Source organism: Anabaena sp. UHCC 0204, from assembly GCF_009711975.1.
In the GTDB taxonomy this organism is placed as follows: domain Bacteria; phylum Cyanobacteriota; class Cyanobacteriia; order Cyanobacteriales; family Nostocaceae; genus Dolichospermum.
The window spans coordinates 1-18859 of sequence record NZ_VIKW01000024.1; the positions used below are offsets into that span (position 1 = coordinate 1).

General features: G+C 36.0%; 14 protein-coding genes. 10 read left to right on the forward strand and 4 right to left on the reverse strand.

Annotation, left to right across the window (positions count from 1 at the left end; genetic code table 11):
* Positions 1-354 precede the first annotated feature (354 nt).
* Positions 355-786, reverse strand: a complete 432-nt coding sequence (locus tag FJR04_RS18180) for a VOC family protein (protein ID WP_168497340.1) — start codon at positions 784-786, stop codon at positions 355-357.
* 255 nt (positions 787-1041) lie between these two features.
* Here FJR04_RS18180 and FJR04_RS18185 point away from each other — a divergent pair, with 255 nt between their 5' ends.
* The 3 genes from FJR04_RS18185 (at position 1042) to FJR04_RS18195 (ending at position 5448) form a co-directional block, all read left to right on the forward strand.
* Positions 1042-1800 (forward strand): TIGR00297 family protein, encoded by a 759-nt coding sequence (locus FJR04_RS18185; protein WP_168497342.1) that lies wholly within the window; start codon positions 1042-1044, stop codon positions 1798-1800.
* A 274-nt stretch (positions 1801-2074) separates the two neighbouring features.
* On the forward strand, positions 2075-2833 hold the full coding sequence (locus tag FJR04_RS18190) for a peptidylprolyl isomerase (protein ID WP_168497344.1): 759 nt from the start codon (positions 2075-2077) through the stop codon (positions 2831-2833).
* Positions 2782-5448: a type I secretion system permease/ATPase gene (locus FJR04_RS18195; RefSeq protein ID WP_168497346.1), complete on the forward strand. Its 2667-nt coding sequence runs from the start codon at positions 2782-2784 to the stop codon at positions 5446-5448. Before FJR04_RS18190 ends, FJR04_RS18195 begins: the two co-directional genes overlap by 52 nt.
* A 43-nt stretch (positions 5449-5491) precedes the next feature.
* On the opposite strand, the gene FJR04_RS18200 is transcribed toward FJR04_RS18195, so the two are convergent.
* Complete coding sequence (locus FJR04_RS18200; protein ID WP_168497348.1) at positions 5492-6460, reverse strand: ROK family protein; 969 nt, start codon at positions 6458-6460, stop codon at positions 5492-5494.
* A gap of 737 nt (positions 6461-7197) precedes the next feature.
* On the opposite strand from FJR04_RS18200, the gene FJR04_RS18205 reads away from it, so the two are divergent.
* Together FJR04_RS18205 and FJR04_RS18210 are read left to right on the forward strand one after the other, a co-directional pair.
* Entirely contained in the window at positions 7198-8172 is a 975-nt protein-coding gene (locus FJR04_RS18205) for a sucrase ferredoxin (RefSeq protein ID WP_168497365.1), read from the forward strand.
* A 565-nt stretch (positions 8173-8737) separates the two neighbouring features.
* Entirely contained in the window at positions 8738-10342 is a 1605-nt protein-coding gene (locus tag FJR04_RS18210) for a TolC family protein (RefSeq protein WP_168497367.1), read from the forward strand.
* Positions 10343-10403: 61 nt separating this feature from the next.
* Here FJR04_RS18210 and FJR04_RS18215 read toward each other — a convergent pair whose 3' ends face one another.
* Positions 10404-11990, reverse strand: coding sequence for a transcriptional regulator (locus FJR04_RS18215; protein WP_168497369.1), 1587 nt, complete (start codon positions 11988-11990; stop codon positions 10404-10406).
* 871 nt (positions 11991-12861) lie between these two features.
* Here FJR04_RS18215 and fdxB point away from each other — a divergent pair.
* From fdxB to FJR04_RS18235, 4 genes are all read left to right on the forward strand, one after another.
* The gene (gene fdxB / locus FJR04_RS18220; RefSeq protein WP_168497371.1) at positions 12862-13155 is read left to right on the forward strand and encodes a ferredoxin III, nif-specific; all 294 of its coding nucleotides are present in this window, start codon (positions 12862-12864) and stop codon (positions 13153-13155) included.
* Positions 13156-13680: 525 nt separating this feature from the next.
* Entirely contained in the window at positions 13681-14616 is a 936-nt protein-coding gene (locus FJR04_RS18225) for a cytochrome c oxidase subunit II (protein WP_168497373.1), read from the forward strand.
* A gap of 42 nt (positions 14617-14658) precedes the next feature.
* Entirely contained in the window at positions 14659-16335 is a 1677-nt protein-coding gene (gene ctaD, locus FJR04_RS18230; RefSeq protein WP_168497375.1) for a cytochrome c oxidase subunit I, read from the forward strand.
* A gap of 160 nt (positions 16336-16495) precedes the next feature.
* Entirely contained in the window at positions 16496-17086 is a 591-nt protein-coding gene (locus tag FJR04_RS18235; protein WP_168497377.1) for a heme-copper oxidase subunit III, read from the forward strand.
* Positions 17087-17272: 186 nt separating this feature from the next.
* Here the strand turns inward: FJR04_RS18235 and FJR04_RS18240 are convergent, their stop codons facing one another.
* Positions 17273-17839, reverse strand: coding sequence for a Uma2 family endonuclease (locus tag FJR04_RS18240; RefSeq protein ID WP_168497379.1), 567 nt, complete (start codon positions 17837-17839; stop codon positions 17273-17275).
* Between the two features lie 316 nt (positions 17840-18155).
* Here FJR04_RS18240 and FJR04_RS18245 point away from each other — a divergent pair, with 316 nt between their 5' ends.
* Positions 18156-18725 carry a Uma2 family endonuclease gene (locus tag FJR04_RS18245; RefSeq protein WP_168497381.1) on the forward strand — a complete coding sequence of 190 codons (570 nt, stop codon included), beginning with the start codon at positions 18156-18158 and terminating at the stop codon, positions 18723-18725.
* Positions 18726-18859 lie beyond the last annotated feature (134 nt).

The following is an 18859-nucleotide window of genomic DNA, read 5'->3' on the forward strand; positions in this document are numbered from 1 at the left end:
CTAACTTTTGCCTGGAATGCGATTCTTACGGAGAGCTTCGCTATAGCTCTGTTCTTTTTCCTAATAGGAATTATACAAGATGAGCAAAGCACAAAATTTTGATGGTAAATACCTCAATCAGTTGATATTGCGTCGCTTGAAAACCTTTTATTAATAGGAAAACTCGGAGATTGACAGAAGAGAGTTATAGCCGTTTCAGATCAAACACGCCACAAAAATCAATCGCATAGTGAAGTCTGGTAATGGTTTTTATCCTTTTCATGTGTGGCACGTTTAACGTTTGATTTGATTGCAATTTGCTGTAAATTGTTGCGATAATTTTGACAATGCCTTAATTAATTGCATTAGTTTAGTCTAAATTTTATCTCCAATGCCCGTATATTCGGCACTACCGAAAATTGCATCTGGGTAGTGATAATACTTAAATTCTATTAAGTTATAAAAGGGGTCTTCTAAAAAGAAAGTACGATGTTCTAGAAGAGTATCAACAAAACGGTTTTTTGGTTCTTCTCGAAAATTTAGCTGTTTGATTTGCACCCTTAATAGTAAATTTTGCCAATCTTCTTCTGTAGTAAAAATTAAGCCAAAATGTCTGGGATAAATTGTTTTCTGAGGTACTAGGATATTTTTAGTAATGTGGGCTACTAATTGATGCCCATAAAGATTGAGAATTAAAGCATGGGAATTTTCACGTCCGGGTATGCAACCTAAACCATCAACATAATAGGCTTTGGCTTGAGGAATATCAGTAACAGGAAAAGCAAGGTGGAATAAAATCTTGTTCATAATTAGAGTTTGCTAAAAAGTCTTTTAGTTAGGGATAGGAGTCAGGAGTATGGCTTACGCCACGCTGCGCTATCAGAAAGAAGAAGGAGATCCGAATAGTATCGAATCTGGGTTATTAAGCGTTGTTAATTGTTAAATGTCAATTTTGATTGATTTATTTAGGTTTTTACTTTATTAAGCAAGACCTAATTAGAGTGAGTATATAGCAGTTTTATCTGATAACATTATGGCAAAAATACTCAGGATTTATCGCTTATGTTATCTTTAATAGATTCTGTTAATCCCTGGTTAATGGGAGTAGGCTTAAATGCAATTTTACTAGGAATAGTCGCAATTATTCCCAAAAAGTTGCTTACTCCCGCAGGTATATTGAATGCTGGGTTATTAGGAATAATCATTTGGGGAACATTAGGTTGGCAAGGATACCTAGTAGTAGTGTTTTATTTTATTGTCGGTTCAGGGGTAACACGCATTGGTATGGTAGAAAAAGAAGCCGCAGGAATTGCGGAAAAGCGTGCCGGTGCAAGAGGTCCAGAAAACGTTTGGGGTTCAGCATTAATAGCGGCTTTGTGTGCCTTGGGAGTCTTGTTTTTACCGAGTTTTAAATATTTACTATGCTTGGGTTATGTTGCCAGTTTTAGCACTAAACTCTCGGATACAACTGCGAGTGAAGTTGGTAAAGCTTATGGTAAAAGCACTTTTTTAATTACGACACTGCAACCAGTTCCTAGAGGTACAGAAGGGGCGGTAAGTTTAGAAGGAACTTTAGCTGGTATGGTAGCATCAATAGCGATCGCTCTCATTGGTTGGGGAGTAAATTTAATTAATCCCCTTGGTATTGTTTGGTGTATACTAGCAGCATTTATCGCTACCAATTTAGAAAGTGTCATTGGTGCAACTTTGCAATCTCAATATACTTGGCTTACCAATGAAGTTGTCAATGTTTTTAATACCCTAATTGGGGCAATTGTAGCAATCATACTGGCATTAATTTACCAAAGTATCTTTGTTTAATTATTAACACAAATCAAACTTCAAGTAGGTTGGGTTGACAGATGTTACCCAACCTTATTATTTTTGTCATCCTGTTTACAGATTTTAAAATAGTGATCATCTAGAATCATTTAGTTTACCTTTTATCAGAAAATAGCATATTTCATTACCAGATATTAATTACATATTTAATTTATCGAATCTTTATTATTGCTAGAGATCATTTCCTACTGTTTTCTCTATTATTTAATGGAAAGTCTTATAGATGTTTTAGTATTATCCTCAGAATTACTTCATGGAATCTTCATCTTTTCTGACTGTCAATGACCAAGAAATAGCCCTAGCTGAAGTAGTCAAATACCTGCAAATATCTGGTAAATTGGGGAATTTCATTAGTGATGTCTTACGTCAGCACGTAATTGCACAAGAAATTAGTAACAGGGCAGAAATCGAAGTTAGTTCTGCATTAATTGAACAAACAATTATTGATTTCCGTCTCAAAAACCAATTAACAGATGCACAAAAATTCCAAGAATGGCTAACAAGCAATGGTACAGATTATACAACTTTTCATACATCTATTACCTTTAGTTTTCAATTAGAAAAACTCAAAGCATTAGTCACAGAATCCAAATTACCAGAATACTTTATTGAAAAGAAGATTTATTTAGATAGAGTTGTACTTTCCAGGATTCTAGTTGATAGTCGAGAACTAGCAGAAGAACTACAAACTCAAATTGAAGAAGGTAGTAGTTTTGAACAACTAGCAAAAGAGTATTCATTAGCAGATGAACGAGTCTTTAATGGCATGATGGGACCGATTAGTCGGGGAACTATACCGGACATTTTACGTGCGGCTGTAGACGCAACTACCCCCGGAAAATTAATCAATCCCATAGAAATAGAAGGACGATTTGCTTTATTCAGATTAGAACAAATTCTTCCAGCATCTTTAGAAGATCCTCAATTACAACAATCATTAAAAAATGAATTATTTGAGAAATGGTTAGGAGAGAAAATTCAAAGCCTGACAGTCAAAATTCAAGTGAATTAAAAGATATCAATCATCAACTTTTACCAATAAATGTGTTAAATAATTTACCCTGGAATGAACCGCCCCTATCCTGGCTAAATGCTGAAGAACAAAGCGAATTAAAACAGCAAGCGGATATTCGTCACTATAAACTTGGCGAAAAAATTTGGTCACAAGAACTAGGATATGAACAGTTTGTAATTGTCACTGGTAAAGTGCGTTTACGTGAAGAAGGAGAAAGTAAAACTGTCGCAACTTTACAAACAGGAAATTGGTTTGGTGACTGTCAACAATTATTTGTTAATTGTAAAGCTGTGGCTGCTAGTAAGGAAGTAGTAGTAGTGTGCTGGAATGCGGAACTATGGAAAAAGTTTATCAATCCTCAACTTGATGAATTTTGGAAAAGTTCAACAGATAAACAGCAGAAAGAAACCTTTTTACCATTTCCTAATTCCCCTATTTCTCCACTACCTTCAACACCTCCTCAACCGATAATTTCTAACTATCCCTTTGTGGGAAGTGGGAATACAGGTGCTGCTTGTTTAACAATGGTGGCGCAATATTTACAAAATCCTGTGCAGTTGGAATGGGTACAACGTCAATTGCGGGGACAAAAGCCCAAAAATCTAGTAGAAGCAGCGGAAAAAGTCGGCTTAGTTTTGCGAAAATTACAGGTTAATTGGCGGGAATTACGTCAATTATCTTTTCCGGCTTTGTTGTTGTGGAATCAAGCCAATCAAGAGGGAGAAAACTCACAATTAAAATGGGTTGTGGCTTATGGAATGAAAGGTAATTATTTAATTATTGCTAATCCCCAAAATCCTGATTATATTTGTGAACAATTACCCCAATCTGTGGTAGAAAATTGTTGGGATGGTACATTATGGCAAACTGAATTAGTTTCCCAACAAGAGAAATTTAATTTATCTTGGTTTACTCCCGCAGTTTGGAAATATCGGGGTTTATTAGGTGAGGTTTTATTAGCTTCATTTACCTTACAATTATTGGGTTTAGCTTCACCATTAATTACCCAAGTCATCATTGATAAAGTGATGGTACAGGAGAGTTTAGCCACATTAGATGTCATGGCGATCGCTCTCTTGCTAGTGGCGACATTTGAATCTATTCTAGGTATGCTGCGGCTATTCATATTTACCCACACCGCCCGACGTTTAGATTTGAGTTTATCAGCCCAACTTTTTCGCCATTTAATGCGTTTACCCTTGGCTTATTTTGAGTCACGGAGAGTGGGCGATACAGTTGCTAGAGTCCAGGAATTAGAACAAATTCGTCAATTTCTTACAGGTACAGCTTTAACAGTAATTCTTGACAGTATCTTTGCTGTAGTGTATCTAGGATTGATGTTTTATTACAACATTCCCCTGACATTTGTAGCCTTAGCCGTATTACCATTGTTTGCGACTTTAACCATTGTTGCTACCCCAATTTTACGTAATTGGCTAAATGAAACCTTTAACCGTAGTGCGGACAGTCAATCATTTTTAGTAGAGACAGTCACCGGCATCCATTCAGTTAAAGCCCATGCAGCAGAACCAGTAGCTAGAGAACGCTGGGAAGGCTTATTTGCTCGTTTTATTCGCACCAGTTTTAAAGCTTCAACTACATCTAATATTAGTAGTAATATTGGTGACTTTCTCACTAACTTTTCTACCTTATTAATTTTGTGGTTTGGGGCAAAATTAGTAATCGATCAACAACTTACCATTGGTCAATTAATCGCCTTTCAAATGTTATCAGGACGAGTAACAAGCCCCCTACTAAGATTAGTCCAGTTGTGGCAAAATCTCCAACAAGTGCTACTATCAGTAGATAGAATTGGTGATATTCTCAATGCTGCCCCAGAGACAGAAGCAGGAACAGGTTTAGTATTACCATCCCTCAAAGGTGAAGTTAATTTTGAGCAAGTTTTCTTTCGCTATAATGCCAACACTGAACCAGTCTTAAAAGGAATTTCATTTAATGTTGAACCAGGACAATTTGTAGGCATTGTTGGACGGAGCGGTTCAGGAAAAAGTACCCTTTCCAAAATTATCCAAAGACTTTACCAAATTGAATCAGGACGTATCCTCATTGATGGTTTTGATATCAAAAGTGCTGACTTAGCATCTTTACGACAACAAATAGCTGTAGTTCTCCAAGAAGACTTTTTATTTAATGGTACAATCTTGGAAAATATCACTTTAGGAAATCCAGATATTAGCGCCGAACAAGTTGTAGAAGCAGCCAGATTAGCAGTAGCCCATGACTTCATTAGTCAACTACCTTACGGTTACGAAAACAACGTTGGTGAAAGAGGTACAGCATTATCAGGAGGACAAAGACAACGCATAGCATTAGCCCGATTATTTCTAGCTTCTGCACCAATTCTCATATTAGATGAAGCCACCAGTGCCTTAGATAGTGAAACCGAACAACAAGTATTACAAAACCTGAAAAATGTTTCCACAAACCGCACCGTCTTCTTAATTGCCCATCGTTTTGCCCCTCTCAAACGTGCTGATTTAATATTAGTCATGGAAAAAGGTGTAATAGCCGAACGAGGAACACATTTAGAACTCTTAAAACAAAAAGGTTTGTATTGGTCACTTTATCAAAGACAACAGGCAAACATCTAAAGTAAACTCTCTCCGACTCTGCGGCTCTGCGTCAAAAAAGAGTTTAATCCAAAACATTCAAACCCAAAGCAACAGCCCCCCATAAAGGTGCATCATCACCCAACAATGCTCGCACAACCTCAAAATTCACCTCTGGTAGTGCAGTTTCTCTAGCTACTTTTCGCACCACATTCCAGAAATTATCCCCAGCTTTGGTAACACCACCACCTAAAACAAACCGTTGGGGATTCATGAGATTGGCTACATTACCAATACCTACGCCCAAAGCCCAAGCGCCCCTATATAATACCTCTTGTGCCATTTCATCCCCATAAGCGGCTGCGGCACTGACGACCTTTCCTGTGATTAAATTGAGGTCATTTCCTATCAAATACCTGAGTATATCACCCCTGCCTTTACCGTCAGCACTGGGGGGTTCGTTCTCCAACATTTCGCGGGCATTTTGCGCCATATATGGACCAGAAGCTAAACGTTCTACACAGCCCCGTTTTCCACATAAGCATATTGGTCCTCTAGGATCTACAACTATATGACCTATTTCTCCTGCCATGCCTAATGATCCTCGCCAGGGCTTGCCATCAAGTATCCAGCCTCCACCTACTCCTGTACTAATAGTAATGTAAAATAGGCTGTCATATCCTTGCCCCGCCCCAAAACGGTGTTCACCAATAGCAGCAACATTAGCATCATTGTCTATACTGGCAGGTACGTGATAATCTTCTTCAAGTAGTTGTTTAAGAGGAACATTTTCCCAGCCAGGAACGTGATGAGATAATCGGACTAAACCTGTAGTTGCATCCACTGGTCCACCAAAGCTGACACCAATGGCATCCGCTTTCTTTCCTTGTAACACAGATTTGATGAGCGATCGCATAATTTCTAAATCACTCAAAGCATCAGCATTTGCAGGTGAAAAACGTGATTCATGATCCAACCACTCCTTCGCACCAGCCTTGACTGTCGCGGCTGCCAACTTTGTCCCACCAAAATCCAGAGCTAAGATTAATGTCATATAATTTAAGAATAGGTAATTTAGGAAACAACCATCAAGTATCCACCATTATTACTTAATAGCAATTGCGCTGTCGTTCATTAAGAAACCATCTTCACTGTCTGGATATAAAATATTTCTGTATTAATTATTTTTGTAACATATAGGCAACCTAATTTATTACATTTGCAAATCCAATCCTACCGATGCTAAATTTTTGCTATTTTAGATAATATTAAGTTTTATGAAAGATAAATTAATCTAAAGATATATTTTTGTAGAATTTATCTAAATAATCAAAATAGTTGCTTTAAAAATTGAGTTAGGTTAGAGTCGAAATACATGACCGCATAAAAATAAAGTCTCCAGTATTTATATTTTTTTCATAAATAATTGAGAATATTTCGCAATATGAATAAATTAAGCTATAATTTAAAAGCTAGTGAATGTAAACAATTGATTGTACAAACAAAAGATAAAATTTGCTATTTAAGATCATTTAGAGAAAACATGAAAAAATAATTTAAATTTCAGAATTCAGCATTTAATAATACTGATTGCCAAAGTCTGAAATGAAAACCAGCTAGTCTAGAAATTCCCTATATCAATTGACCAGAAAATCAGCATTCTCAAATATTACATTTTTTTAAAGAGGATTTATTTAACCGGAAAAACTTTAAAAAATCAGAATTTGATAAAGTGCTTACCTAGCTTTTTCCTAACCATTTCCCATAAAATCTATCATTGAGTAAGTGTACATGAATAATTTTTTCTGTGCTGATCATTCACGACAAATACAAGAAGATGTAATTGGTAGTGCTACCAACTATCAGACTTATATTTTAGTAGAATGTCCTACACCTTGGGCTTATGAAGCTTTCAATTCTAAATGGGTTCCAGATAACTTAAGAAGTTTAGTAGAAGATATCCAACGTGCTAAACTACCAATTCGCTTTTTACTAATTGCTAATGATGAATCTCATCAGGTAGAAGAAACAACCTTATTAATTTATCAACAGCAAGAGGGACTGAGTAGCGGATATCAGAAACAGGAATTTAAATTACCAAATATTGAACAAGTAGCAGGAGTTGTTAGTAAATATTTAGCTGGTGTGACTACTGATTATGAAATAACATCTAGCATCACCAGAGATATATTAATATGTACTCATGGTAGCCATGATCAATGCTGTGCAAGATATGGCAATCCTTTTTATTTTTATGCTCAAAAAACGGTTTCTGATTTACAGTTAAATCATGTCAGAATGTGGAGATCAAGTCACTTTGGTGGACATAGATTTGCTCCCACGGCTATAGATTTTCCCCAAGGAAGATATTACGGAGTTCTTGATCAAGATGCCTTTAAATCAATTCTCACCCAGACTGGGGATATACAATGTTTGAATAAAGTTTATCGTGGTTGGGGAATCTTGCCAAATCCGCTACAAATTTTGGAAAGAGAACTCATGCTTCGCTTAGGTTGGGATTGGTTTAACTATAAGGTAACAGGTAAAATTCTAGAAAAAAGCTTAGATAATAATACGATTCTTGGAGAATTAAGTTTTGAACAACCTTCAGGTGATCTCTACACTTATCAAGCAAAACTTGTAAAAGATCCTGTGAAAACACAAACAGTCAAAGGTTCTTGTCATGCTTCACAAGAGATAGTATGTGTGAAATATGCTGTATCTCATCTTTGGCTTGTAGCGAAGAAAGTCGCAACTTATAGTTAATTGAAATATGCTGTAAGTAGGTGAACAGAAAAAAACCGCAATATGTAACGAAAAGTAAAATCTCCCAAAACCTCTTTCCTGCGATGCACTGAGCTTGTCGATAGCGTAGCGTGGCGTAAGCCATAGTGTTCCCTTCCCATAACGACAATTTTTAACGCCAACCTACTTATGTATAAATATAGACTATAGTCAGTAAGGGTTTAGTAATGCTAAACCCTATTTTGTATACTTCTTTGAAGTTGAACCAACTTTTCATGAATATGAGATAATCTATAGCATTATTTACAAAGCTAATCATTAGACATTTCCGGTATAAGGATGTAGAGACGCTCTATAGATAGGGATTCTCGGCTCTGGGTTTTAAGTCACGCATATTTAATTTTCGGGGATGTTTATTTAAAATTTTTCAGTAAAATTACTATATACTTTACGGAAACAATCATGATATACGTAACTACGTATAGGGTAAGCAATCTTCACAAGACTTGTATTTCAAAAATCAAATAGGTATCCTGTAGAAGCATTACGTTCTCAATAAATCCATACATTTACTCAATATCCTAACATGAATCGTTTTTTATCAGGACTTACGCAAAACAGAACAAAAGTAGGGGTAATTCATGAATTACCCATAGGAAAGAATAATGTTTTCAGCTACATCTTATATAATTCCTCTTTATTACAAACATCATTTTTATCTCTGTTGTTAGTTTTCCTATTTCCCAGTTTAGGAAAATGTCAAGATATCCCTAATCAGCAAGATTTACCAAAAGTTAATTCTGAGTTACAATTACTTTTAAATAAGCCTAACCAAGACATACCTTTAAAATTAATTGATGCTGTTTATTTAGCTTTACAAAATAATCGAGATTTAAAAATAGCTTATCTGCAACGTATTTTAGATAAACAACAGTTAGCAGAAACTGAATCTCAATTTAATCCAACTTTTGGAACTCAACTATCATGGGATTTTAATAATAATGAAACTGGTAGTAATAGCAGTACTAATAAAAATGCTGCTCTCGGTGCTAATTTTAAGTTAAAACTTCCTACAGGTACTAATTTAAGTTTAAGATGGCAAGGACGAAATCAAGTATTTAACAATAGTTCATTCTCTAGTTACTCTAGTACAGATATTCTTAATCAAGGTCTAAACTTGAGTTTAAGTCAACCTTTATTAAGGGGTTTTGGTACATACTTGAATACTTTGAATATAAAAAGGGCAAGATTAACAGAAAATACAAATATTTTATTTTTTAAGAATACTATTTCCCAAACAATCACTAATACAATATTGGTTTATAGAAATTTATTGTTAGCTCAAGAAAGATTGAAAATTGAAGAACTATCTTTTGCTAATGCTAAAAAAGAATTAGAGCAATTAGAAGCATTGTTTGCAGAGGGGAAAATTACTAAAAGTGATTTAGTTGAGCGTCAAGCGGATCTTGCTCAGAAAGAAGTAAATTTAGTTAATGTACAAACAAATTTAATCCAAGCAATTTCTGATTTAACTAAAATTACAGATTTACCTCTAAAAATGCTAATTGCTGCTGAAAAGCCTGCTCCTCCTACAAGTTTAGATCTACCAACTTTTGAAGAAATGCTAAAATTAGCTCAAGATAATAATACGAGTTATCTTATTGCTATTAATTCTGTAGAAAATGCCAAATTTACGATAGCAGAAGCCAAAGATCAACAACGATTAGATCTAAGATTAAATGTGAATTATGGGTTTAATAGTGCTTCTAATAGTGACGATACAAATAGTGTGACTTCATCTTTAGTATTAAGTCGTGAGTTTGGTAATCTTAGTCAAGATAATGCTGTCTACAAAAGTGAGATTGCTTTGCAAAAGGCTAATTACAATTTAGCAAAAACTCAAGATGATCTCAATGAGGAATTAAGAAATAAAATTCGTAATGCTAAGGATAGTTTTAAGCAAATTGAATTAGCTCGACTAGCACTTAATTTAGCGGAATTAAGACTTAACAATGCTAAGGAAAAAATGAAATCAGATAGTAATACTTCGATGACGGATATTATTAATTTTGAAAGAGGTTTAGTTGATGCTCAAAATCAAGAATTAAATGCAGTTATTAATCATCTTAATAGCATGACTCAATTAGAACAGTTTTTGGGTATTACCCTGAATAAATGGATTAAACAATAAAAAAATATACCTAGATCCCGGATTTGTTCAAGAAGTCCGGGATCTATTTCACTGCTGTAATTTAACTAATATCTAGCAATTGTCTCAGCAGCATTTGGTCATCTAGTTTAGCTTTTAAACGACCTTTTTCGACATCACGAATCCAGCTTTGGCTTTTTTCCATCAGCTTGGCTAATTCCCTTTGGGAAAGGTTCATTTTTTTGCGCCCTTCTGTCACCTGTTCCCCCAGTAAATTACCTGTTTGTTGATGATTACTTTTGGTTTTAGTGGTGCGACGTTGTTTTTTATCTGATTCTGAACGCTTATCCCAGTCTGGAGGCAGTTCAAAAGATAAAATTCGTGCATTCATGAGCAAATTCCACTTACCACGGGGACCGCTGTCTGTGAGACGATTTTCACCACTACCATCATTAATCCAAAATTCCAAAGCTTCATCTGGATCTTCAGGAATATCAACTAATTTTGCCCATAAAGGTTGAATTTCTGGGGGATAGGTAACAGGATCAAATAATGGCTTAACTCCATAATGATTGAGAACTTCTAAATCATTTTCGTAGGCTCTAAGTAGGCGTTTACGTTCTTCCCTATGCCTAGAAGCCTGAGTTACTTTTTCCTCACCATAAGCAACGCGCAGCAAGGTAGGAATAGTAATACGTTGTTCTCTACCCATTTTGGTTTTAAATAATAACCAAAGCATGAGTCTAACAGCGCCTTCATGTTGTTGCCACAGACTCATGACTGTGGTTAAGAGGGTTTTGGGAAGACTGCCATATTGATAAAATGCGGTGCGTTCTTTGCATCCTTGTCTGTTGAAGAAATGTTGAGTCCAAGTTCCAGCTTTGATAGTAAATGTCAGTCCAATTAAATATTTACAACCTTGATCATCTTCTTGGAAATGGTGCTGAGTATCTATCAAATTCCATAGATAAGTATCTTTAATAGAAAAACTGGGAACTCTTCCTTGTTGCGGCCAGTCAATAGAAACCATGAGAGAACAAGTTTGATAAACGATGTTTTTAATTAAACCGAGTTTGACGCTTTTGCTGAGGTCTTTACGTTTTTCTAAGCCCAAATACTGTTCAATTTGTCGTTCATCAATAGTAAATTCTTCTTCCCAAGGTTGATCTAGGGCTGTAATTTGAGCCGCAAAAATAAGATGGATACAAGCAGCACGGATGTCTAAATAATCAATTGCTTGTAAATTATTAGCGCAGTTATTACCTTGAAATAGGTCTTGAATGTGAAAGGAAATTGTCCCTCGTCCTTGATTAACTGAGCGACTGTAATGTAAATTATCTTCTTCATCTTTTTCCCATGCTAAAGATGTCCGTTGTGCTAGTAGATTACAAGCTTCCCAGATAACTATTGCTGAAGCAAAAGGGTTATTCTTGCCATTGGAAAATAAATCGGGACTGGTAGCATCTCGTGGTTCAACTTTACATCTTCCTTTTTTTGCGTATAAAGGTATGGGGGCATTTGTTGGACAAGCAATAACACATTGTGGTTCTGGATAATAACCCTCACAATTATTACAAAGGGCTGGATCAATCCAATATTCATCATCTTCGATTTTGATTGCACCCGTAGGACATAGGAGCCGGCAGTTGTCACATCCCACGCAACTGTTATTAGGAATTATATAGGGCATAGGAAGTCTTCCTACTGTAATCGTTGAGATGTTTGGCTCAAGTTTTCCCTGGATGTGTCCTTTTGATTCATAACTTGCTACCAAATTACCTCTATAACGAGAAAATATTTTCCTCGTCTGATTAATTACTCATAGGGATTGATGAAGCTGTATTTTGTAGTTATTGATATTTTCCAAAGTTAGGCTTCATTGCTTCTTCATTAACTATACATTTCATAAAGATTTCAATAAGATTGTTCAGAATGAGCTTGGCATAATTTCTTAATATTTACCTAGATAATTGTGGTAATAATGTTTATTTTGTCCTAAATAAATTTAGTTAAATGTTTTTAAATAACATCTTATGGCAGAGAATAGGGAATAGGGAATGGGGAACAATTGTAGATAATTGTAGTAAGTTAAGGTTTTTGATTTTTACGAAACTAGATAAAAACAAAATAGTTCAGAAATAGATAAAGTGTTTTTTCTGAGTTTGTGTTTATAAATACTGTAGGCAAGATATTTTTTATAACTAAAAATTTTTTGCAAATAGTAGGTCAATAAAGCCAATATAGATATTCTATAATTGATTATTATTCTTATTTAATTAGGTATTGTTAGCCTAGCTTAACAATGTTTATTGAGATATAAATTTAATTAAAATTTTCAAAAGCCTTTTGTTATCAGCTTTTAGCTTAAAGAAACCAAATCAATTGATTAATAAATAATATCATTTAAGATTTTAAATTAAGCAGAAATAAATAATATGATTTAGCAAGTCATCAAAATTTGATAAAGCAGTTAATTTTTGTTATTTAAAAAGGAAATATTAGGCTAGGATTAAGATTAAAGGATTAACTCACATCTAGCTAAAATTGCTGAGGTTTTATTCATGGCGACATTAACAGGATTGACTTTTGGAGGTACTGCTTGGACTCCTAAATTTGCCCAAGAAATAGATAAAGAAAAATGTATCGGTTGTGGCAGATGTATGAAAGTTTGTGGTCATAAAGTTTTAGGCTTAATGGCTTTAAACGAAGAAGGCGAATTTGTAGTAGATGAAGATGAAGAAGAAGTTGAACGCAAAGTAATGGTTATTACTCATCCAGAAAACTGCATTGGCTGTGAAGCTTGTGCTAGAATTTGTTCCAAGAATTGTTACACCCATAGCACATTAGATAAATAACATTCTTGGTGATTTTGCAACGGTGTGATGTACTGCAACACACTGGTTATTTCCGTCAAGTTTCTAAGCAAGGTAATTAGAGGGGAATCTCAATATTTACCGTAACTGATTAAAAAGTTCAGAGTAAACAGAAACGTAAATCGTCAATTGTTATCATCTAACATAATCATACTTGCTACTATTTTTTCTCTTGCTATTTAATTTATGAAAATATCAACTCTCAGATCCTCGATTTTGAAAAAAGTCGGGGATTTTGTTGTTATCAATCTGAAAAAATATGGAAGTTTCCTGATTTTTCATTAGTTACAAGTTAGAACGGTAATAGTATAGCAGGAGTCAGGAGTTAGAATTCAGGAATAAAACCCTACAGAGTTTAATTATTACTTGATTTCTTAACTACCTTAGCGATCGCTATAAAAATCTAAAAGATCATCTTATCCTCAAAAGCCAATTCTCTAGCTACATAAACAAAGTCTACCTTCACCGACTCTTGTTCTATTACTATTTACACAGCAGGTAGCATTCATGCAAAAAGTTCCTGTTTCACTGTGGACACTGTTAGCTGGGATGATCATTGCCCCTATCAGTATCTGGGTTGGACAAAATCATCATTTATTACCGGAAGCTGCATCACAACAAGCGCCTTTGGTAGATGGTTTTTTCGATATTATGTTGACAATTGCGATCGCTCTATTTCTAGTTGTTGAAGGCACAATTCTGCTGTTTCTAGTTATCTATAGACGACGCAAAGGAGATAATACCGATGGTATACCCATCGAAGGTAACTTGAGTTTAGAAATTTTTTGGACAGCAATTCCCACAGTAATTGTCATTGCTTTGGGTATTTACAGCGTTGATGTTTATAACCAAATGGGTGGTTTTGGTGTGGGGAGTCATCCTCACCAAATGTCAGCCAGTGCTATGAATGTTAGTCAAACAGCTAATATTGGGATTGGCGAAAATCCGCAAACCAAAAATAAACCTGCTGATTTGGTTGTAGATGTCAAAGGCATCCAATTTGCTTGGTTATTTAATTATCCAGTCAGTGGTATTTCCGCTGGAGAACTGCACGTTCCTGTCGGTACTGATGTGCAGTTGAATTTATCCGCAGATGATGTCATTCATTCCTTTTGGGTTCCCCAATTTCGTCTTAAACAAGATGCTATTCCTGGTGTCCCCACTCAACTACGATTTACAGCTACAAAACCTGGGACTTATCCAATAGTTTGTGCAGAATTGTGTGGTGGTTATCACGGTTCAATGCGATCGCAAGTAATCGTCCATGAACAACAAGATTATGATGCTTGGATGAGTGAAAATCAACTTGCCCAAAAACAAGATATGAATCATGCAGTTGCTGTGAACTCGGAGAATTTATCCCCATCAGAATTTCTTGATCCCTACCTTCAAAATTTGCAAGTAACTCCAGCAACTCTTGAGTCATTAGTTATGAGTCATTAGTAATTATTAGCTAATAACTGACAAAAGACAACTCACAAAAATATGACACAAGTAGATTTTCCAATTAATCCTCCACCAGATGAAAATCAAGCCCCAACACTGCTGATTACTCATAATTCTCATCCCGAAGCGTGGAAAGTTCGAGATTATTTTACATTCAATACTGATCACAAAGTTATTGGTATTCAATACTTAGTGACAGCATTTTTCTTTTATCTAATTGGTGGGTTGATGGCGATCGCTATCCGCACCGAATTAGCCACAGCAGACTCGGATTTCATTGATCCAAATCTGTACAATGCCTTCATGACAAATCATGGAACAATCATGATTTTCTTGTGGATTGTTCCCAGTGCAATTGGTGGATTTGGTAACTATCTAGTCCCATTGATGATGGGTGCTAGAGATATGGCCTTTCCTAAATTAAATGCGATCGCCTTTTGGTTAAATCCAGTCGCCGGATTATTACTATTACTAAGTTTCTTCTTTGGTGGTTCTCAATCTGGTTGGACAGCATACCCACCATTAAGCCTAATTACCGCCAACAACGCCCAGAGTTTATGGATTTTGGCCATTGTTTTAGTGGGAACTTCTTCAATTTTAGGTTCTATTAACTTTGTCATCACCATTTTGATGATGAAAGTTCCCAGCATGAAATGGGATCAAGTACCCCTATTTTGTTGGGCAATTTTAGCAACTTCCATCCTCGCACTCTTTTCTACCCCAGTATTAGCAGCAGGCTTAGTTTTGCTGTTATTTGATATTAACTTCGGCACATCCTTCTTCAAACCAGATGCAGGTGGTAACGTCGTTATTTATCAACATTTATTTTGGTTTTATTCCCACCCGGCGGTTTATTTAATGATTCTGCCGATTTTTGGGATTATGTCCGAAATTATTCCCACCCATGCCCGCAAACCAATATTTGGTTATAAAGCGATCGCATTTTCCACAGTCGCTATCTGCGTCGTCGGTTTATTCGTTTGGGTTCACCATATGTTCACCAGTGGTACACCTGGTTGGATGCGGATGTTCTTCACCATTTCCACACTCATAGTTGCAGTTCCCACAGGAGTCAAAATCTTCGGTTGGGTCGCAACCTTGTGGGGTGGAAAAATCCGGTTCACCAGCGCCATGTTATTTGCGATCGGCTTACTTTCCATGTTCGTCATGGGCGGTTTAAGCGGCGTAACTATGGGAACAGCCCCCTTTGACGTTCACGTTCACGACACCTATTATGTAGTCGGTCATTTCCACTACGTTTTATTTGGTGGTTCAGTCTTTGGGATTTACGCAGGTATATATCACTGGTTTCCCAAAATCACCGGCAGAATGATGAACGAAACCTGGGGACGAGTTCATTTTGTCCTCACCTTCATCGGTACAAACTTAACATTTCTACCCATGCACGAACTGGGTTTAAAAGGAATGCCCCGCCGAGTTGCCATGTATGACCCTCAATTTGTCAGCTTAAACCAGCTTTGCACCATTGGCGCATTTCTTTTAGCTCTTTCCGTCGTTCCCTTCGCTTTAAACGTCATTTTCAGTTGGCAAAAAGGTGAACTCGCAGGTGATAACCCCTGGGAAAGTTTAACCTTAGAATGGACAACCTCTTCTCCACCTATCATTGAAAACTGGGAAGTTCTACCCGTTGTCACTCATGGACCCTATGACTATGGACATAACCATGATAATGGACAATTGACAATTGACAATTGACAATTGTCAACTGGTAATAGAAGCCGTCAGTTGAAACGCAGATTTAGAAATTGTAGGTTGGGTAGAACGAAGTGAAACCCAACAAACCCCCCCCCCAAAAAGTTGGGTAACATACATCAAGCCAACCTACATCTATTCATCATTTACTAGGAATAATAACATGACTGCAATCACACCCAGTGAACATCATAGCGACGGAGAACATCCAGATTTACGAGTGTGGGGTTTAATCACATTTCTTGCTTCTGAATCATTGATGTTTGGCGGATTTTTTGCCACCTATTTGTTTTTTAGAGGGACTACAGCAGTTTGGCCACCGGAAGGAACAGAAGTAGAATTATTTATTCCCGCAATTAACACTATCATCCTCGTTTCTAGTAGTTTTGTCATTCACTTTGGTGATATGGCAATTAAAAGAAATAGTGTGGGTTGGATGCGGTTTTGGTATTTTATCACCGCGATTATGGGGGCAGTATTCCTAGCCGGTCAGGTTTATGAATACATGAATTTAAGTTATGGATTCACTACTAATGTTTTCTCAAATTGTTTTTATTTAATGACTGCTTTCCACGGTTTGCACGTCTTTATTGGACTGTTGTTAATCTTGGGTGTCTTATGGCGTTCTTTCCGTCGTGGTCATTATTCTGCTACTAAACACACTGGCATAGAAATGGCAGAAATTTACTGGCACTTTGTGGATATTATTTGGATCATTCTCTTCACTTTGGTCTACCTTCTCAACGTTTTGTAAACATGGATAATGAGTAATTCATCATGATGAATTACTCAAATCCTGCAAACCTTGATATGGCTACGCCACGCTACGCTATCAGACATTTTCCTCATCCTGTAAATCCTTAAATCCTGGACATTATCTCGACTATGGCTACGCCACGCAGGCTATCGCTCGATAACCACCTGATTCTGAGCATTTTCCTTAATCAAAAATTTGCGCTGCTTTCAAATTTAGACTATTAAATTGTGGAGATAAAACTAAATCATCATCAGAAAAAATCCCAATCTCATGATAAATTTCATTAATTAATTCTAAAACTAATATACTTTTGGTTTGGGGGTCAATAATCCAATATTCAGGAATACCACAATCCTGATACTGTAGACGCTTGGCGATGAAATCTCTATCTCTTTGTAATTCCCCAGGGCTGACAACTTCCACAACTAATAATGGTGGTGACATTGAGAGGCGGATCGTGTTACGGTTTGCTAATTGTTGAATATGCTCTTCTCGAATAATAGTCAGATCAGGATAACGATTTCTCGGTTCTCCTCTTACTTCCAACTCTAATCCATGTCCTCGCACTCTATCAATTCCTATTAACAATGCAAAAATGATGAAAAGACGATTGGCAATTTGCACATTAATTCCTGACTCTGGTGGCATTTCAATTAACTCCCCATTAAACAATTCATACAAGTTATCTGTGCCATCATCATAAGATAAATATTCTTCAAAACTTGCAAATCTATGTTTAGTTTGTACCATGACATTTACTCCATGATTACTTGTAGTTTAATTTTAACATTATTTGTAAGTATTAAAACATCATTCAATCACATCTTGTAAATCCTGTATCCCTAACGGGAGGCGTAAGGCATTTCTGACAATTAGCCGCAATTTTGCTATAATCATAATCACTTCAATGTAAGTAACTAGATAAAAATCAATCAACTTAGATTAAGTAATCTAAAAAATATGGAGATGATTTGGTAGTAAGGGCTTCAGCCCTTAAATGAGGACTAAAGTCCTCACTACAAACCTGGAATTATTTAGTCCGTTCTACTTAATCGGTGACAGCATAATGATAACCACTGTTGAGCGTCGTTATAGTTTAGATGAATATCGCGCCATTGAAGAAAAAGCTGAAGGGCGCAATGAGTATCATGATGGAGAAATTGTACCAATACCAGGAGTATCACTCAACCAAAGCCATATCAGTGGTAACATTTTTGCATTTCTAAAATTTCTTCTGCGGGATAGTAAATTTGAGCCAATTAATAGCGATTTGCGGTTATGGATTCCTGAATATAAACGCGGATTATATCCAGATGTGATGGTTTTTGCCGGTGAACCGCAACTAAATGAAAATCGCAGTGATGAAGTTTTAAATCCTACCTTAATTATAGAAGTATTATCCCCTTCCACAGCAGATTATGACCGCAAAGGCAAGTTTCGTATGTATCGTTCAATTAGCAGTTTTTGTGAATATTTATTAGTTGAACAAGATGAAATTCTTATAGAAAAATATAGTAAACAATCTCAAGGTTGGTTATTAAGTGATTTTAATAATTTAGAAACATCTATTTCTCTGGAATCAATTGGGGTTGAATTACCAATAGCAGAAATTTATCGTGGTGTTGTTTTTGAGTAACCAATATTCAGATCCCCGACTTTTTAGATCAATCCTCTAATTCATGATAAATGTTTTAAACAATTCCGCTATCTTTGTGTTAAAGATATTAGATAAAGGACTTGACAAAAATCGTAGTTTCAACTATGGTTATG

Bases quoted from the DNA above. Each gene is read 5' to 3' on its own strand.
- FJR04_RS18180 (WP_168497340.1), bottom strand. From the start codon at position 786: ATGAACAAGATTTTATTCCACCTTGCTTTTCCTGTTACTGATATTCCT.
- FJR04_RS18185 (WP_168497342.1), top strand. From the start codon at position 1,042: ATGTTATCTTTAATAGATTCTGTTAATCCCTGGTTAATGGGAGTAGGC.
- FJR04_RS18190 (WP_168497344.1), top strand. From the start codon at position 2,075: ATGGAATCTTCATCTTTTCTGACTGTCAATGACCAAGAAATAGCCCTA.
- FJR04_RS18195 (WP_168497346.1), top strand. From the start codon at position 2,782: ATGGTTAGGAGAGAAAATTCAAAGCCTGACAGTCAAAATTCAAGTGAA.
- FJR04_RS18200 (WP_168497348.1), bottom strand. From the start codon at position 6,460: ATGACATTAATCTTAGCTCTGGATTTTGGTGGGACAAAGTTGGCAGCC.
- FJR04_RS18205 (WP_168497365.1), top strand. From the start codon at position 7,198: ATGAATAATTTTTTCTGTGCTGATCATTCACGACAAATACAAGAAGAT.
- FJR04_RS18210 (WP_168497367.1), top strand. From the start codon at position 8,738: ATGAATCGTTTTTTATCAGGACTTACGCAAAACAGAACAAAAGTAGGG.
- FJR04_RS18215 (WP_168497369.1), bottom strand. From the start codon at position 11,990: ATGCCCTATATAATTCCTAATAACAGTTGCGTGGGATGTGACAACTGC.
- fdxB (WP_168497371.1), top strand. From the start codon at position 12,862: ATGGCGACATTAACAGGATTGACTTTTGGAGGTACTGCTTGGACTCCT.
- FJR04_RS18225 (WP_168497373.1), top strand. From the start codon at position 13,681: ATGCAAAAAGTTCCTGTTTCACTGTGGACACTGTTAGCTGGGATGATC.
- ctaD (WP_168497375.1), top strand. From the start codon at position 14,659: ATGACACAAGTAGATTTTCCAATTAATCCTCCACCAGATGAAAATCAA.
- FJR04_RS18235 (WP_168497377.1), top strand. From the start codon at position 16,496: ATGACTGCAATCACACCCAGTGAACATCATAGCGACGGAGAACATCCA.
- FJR04_RS18240 (WP_168497379.1), bottom strand. From the start codon at position 17,839: ATGGTACAAACTAAACATAGATTTGCAAGTTTTGAAGAATATTTATCT.
- FJR04_RS18245 (WP_168497381.1), top strand. From the start codon at position 18,156: ATGATAACCACTGTTGAGCGTCGTTATAGTTTAGATGAATATCGCGCC.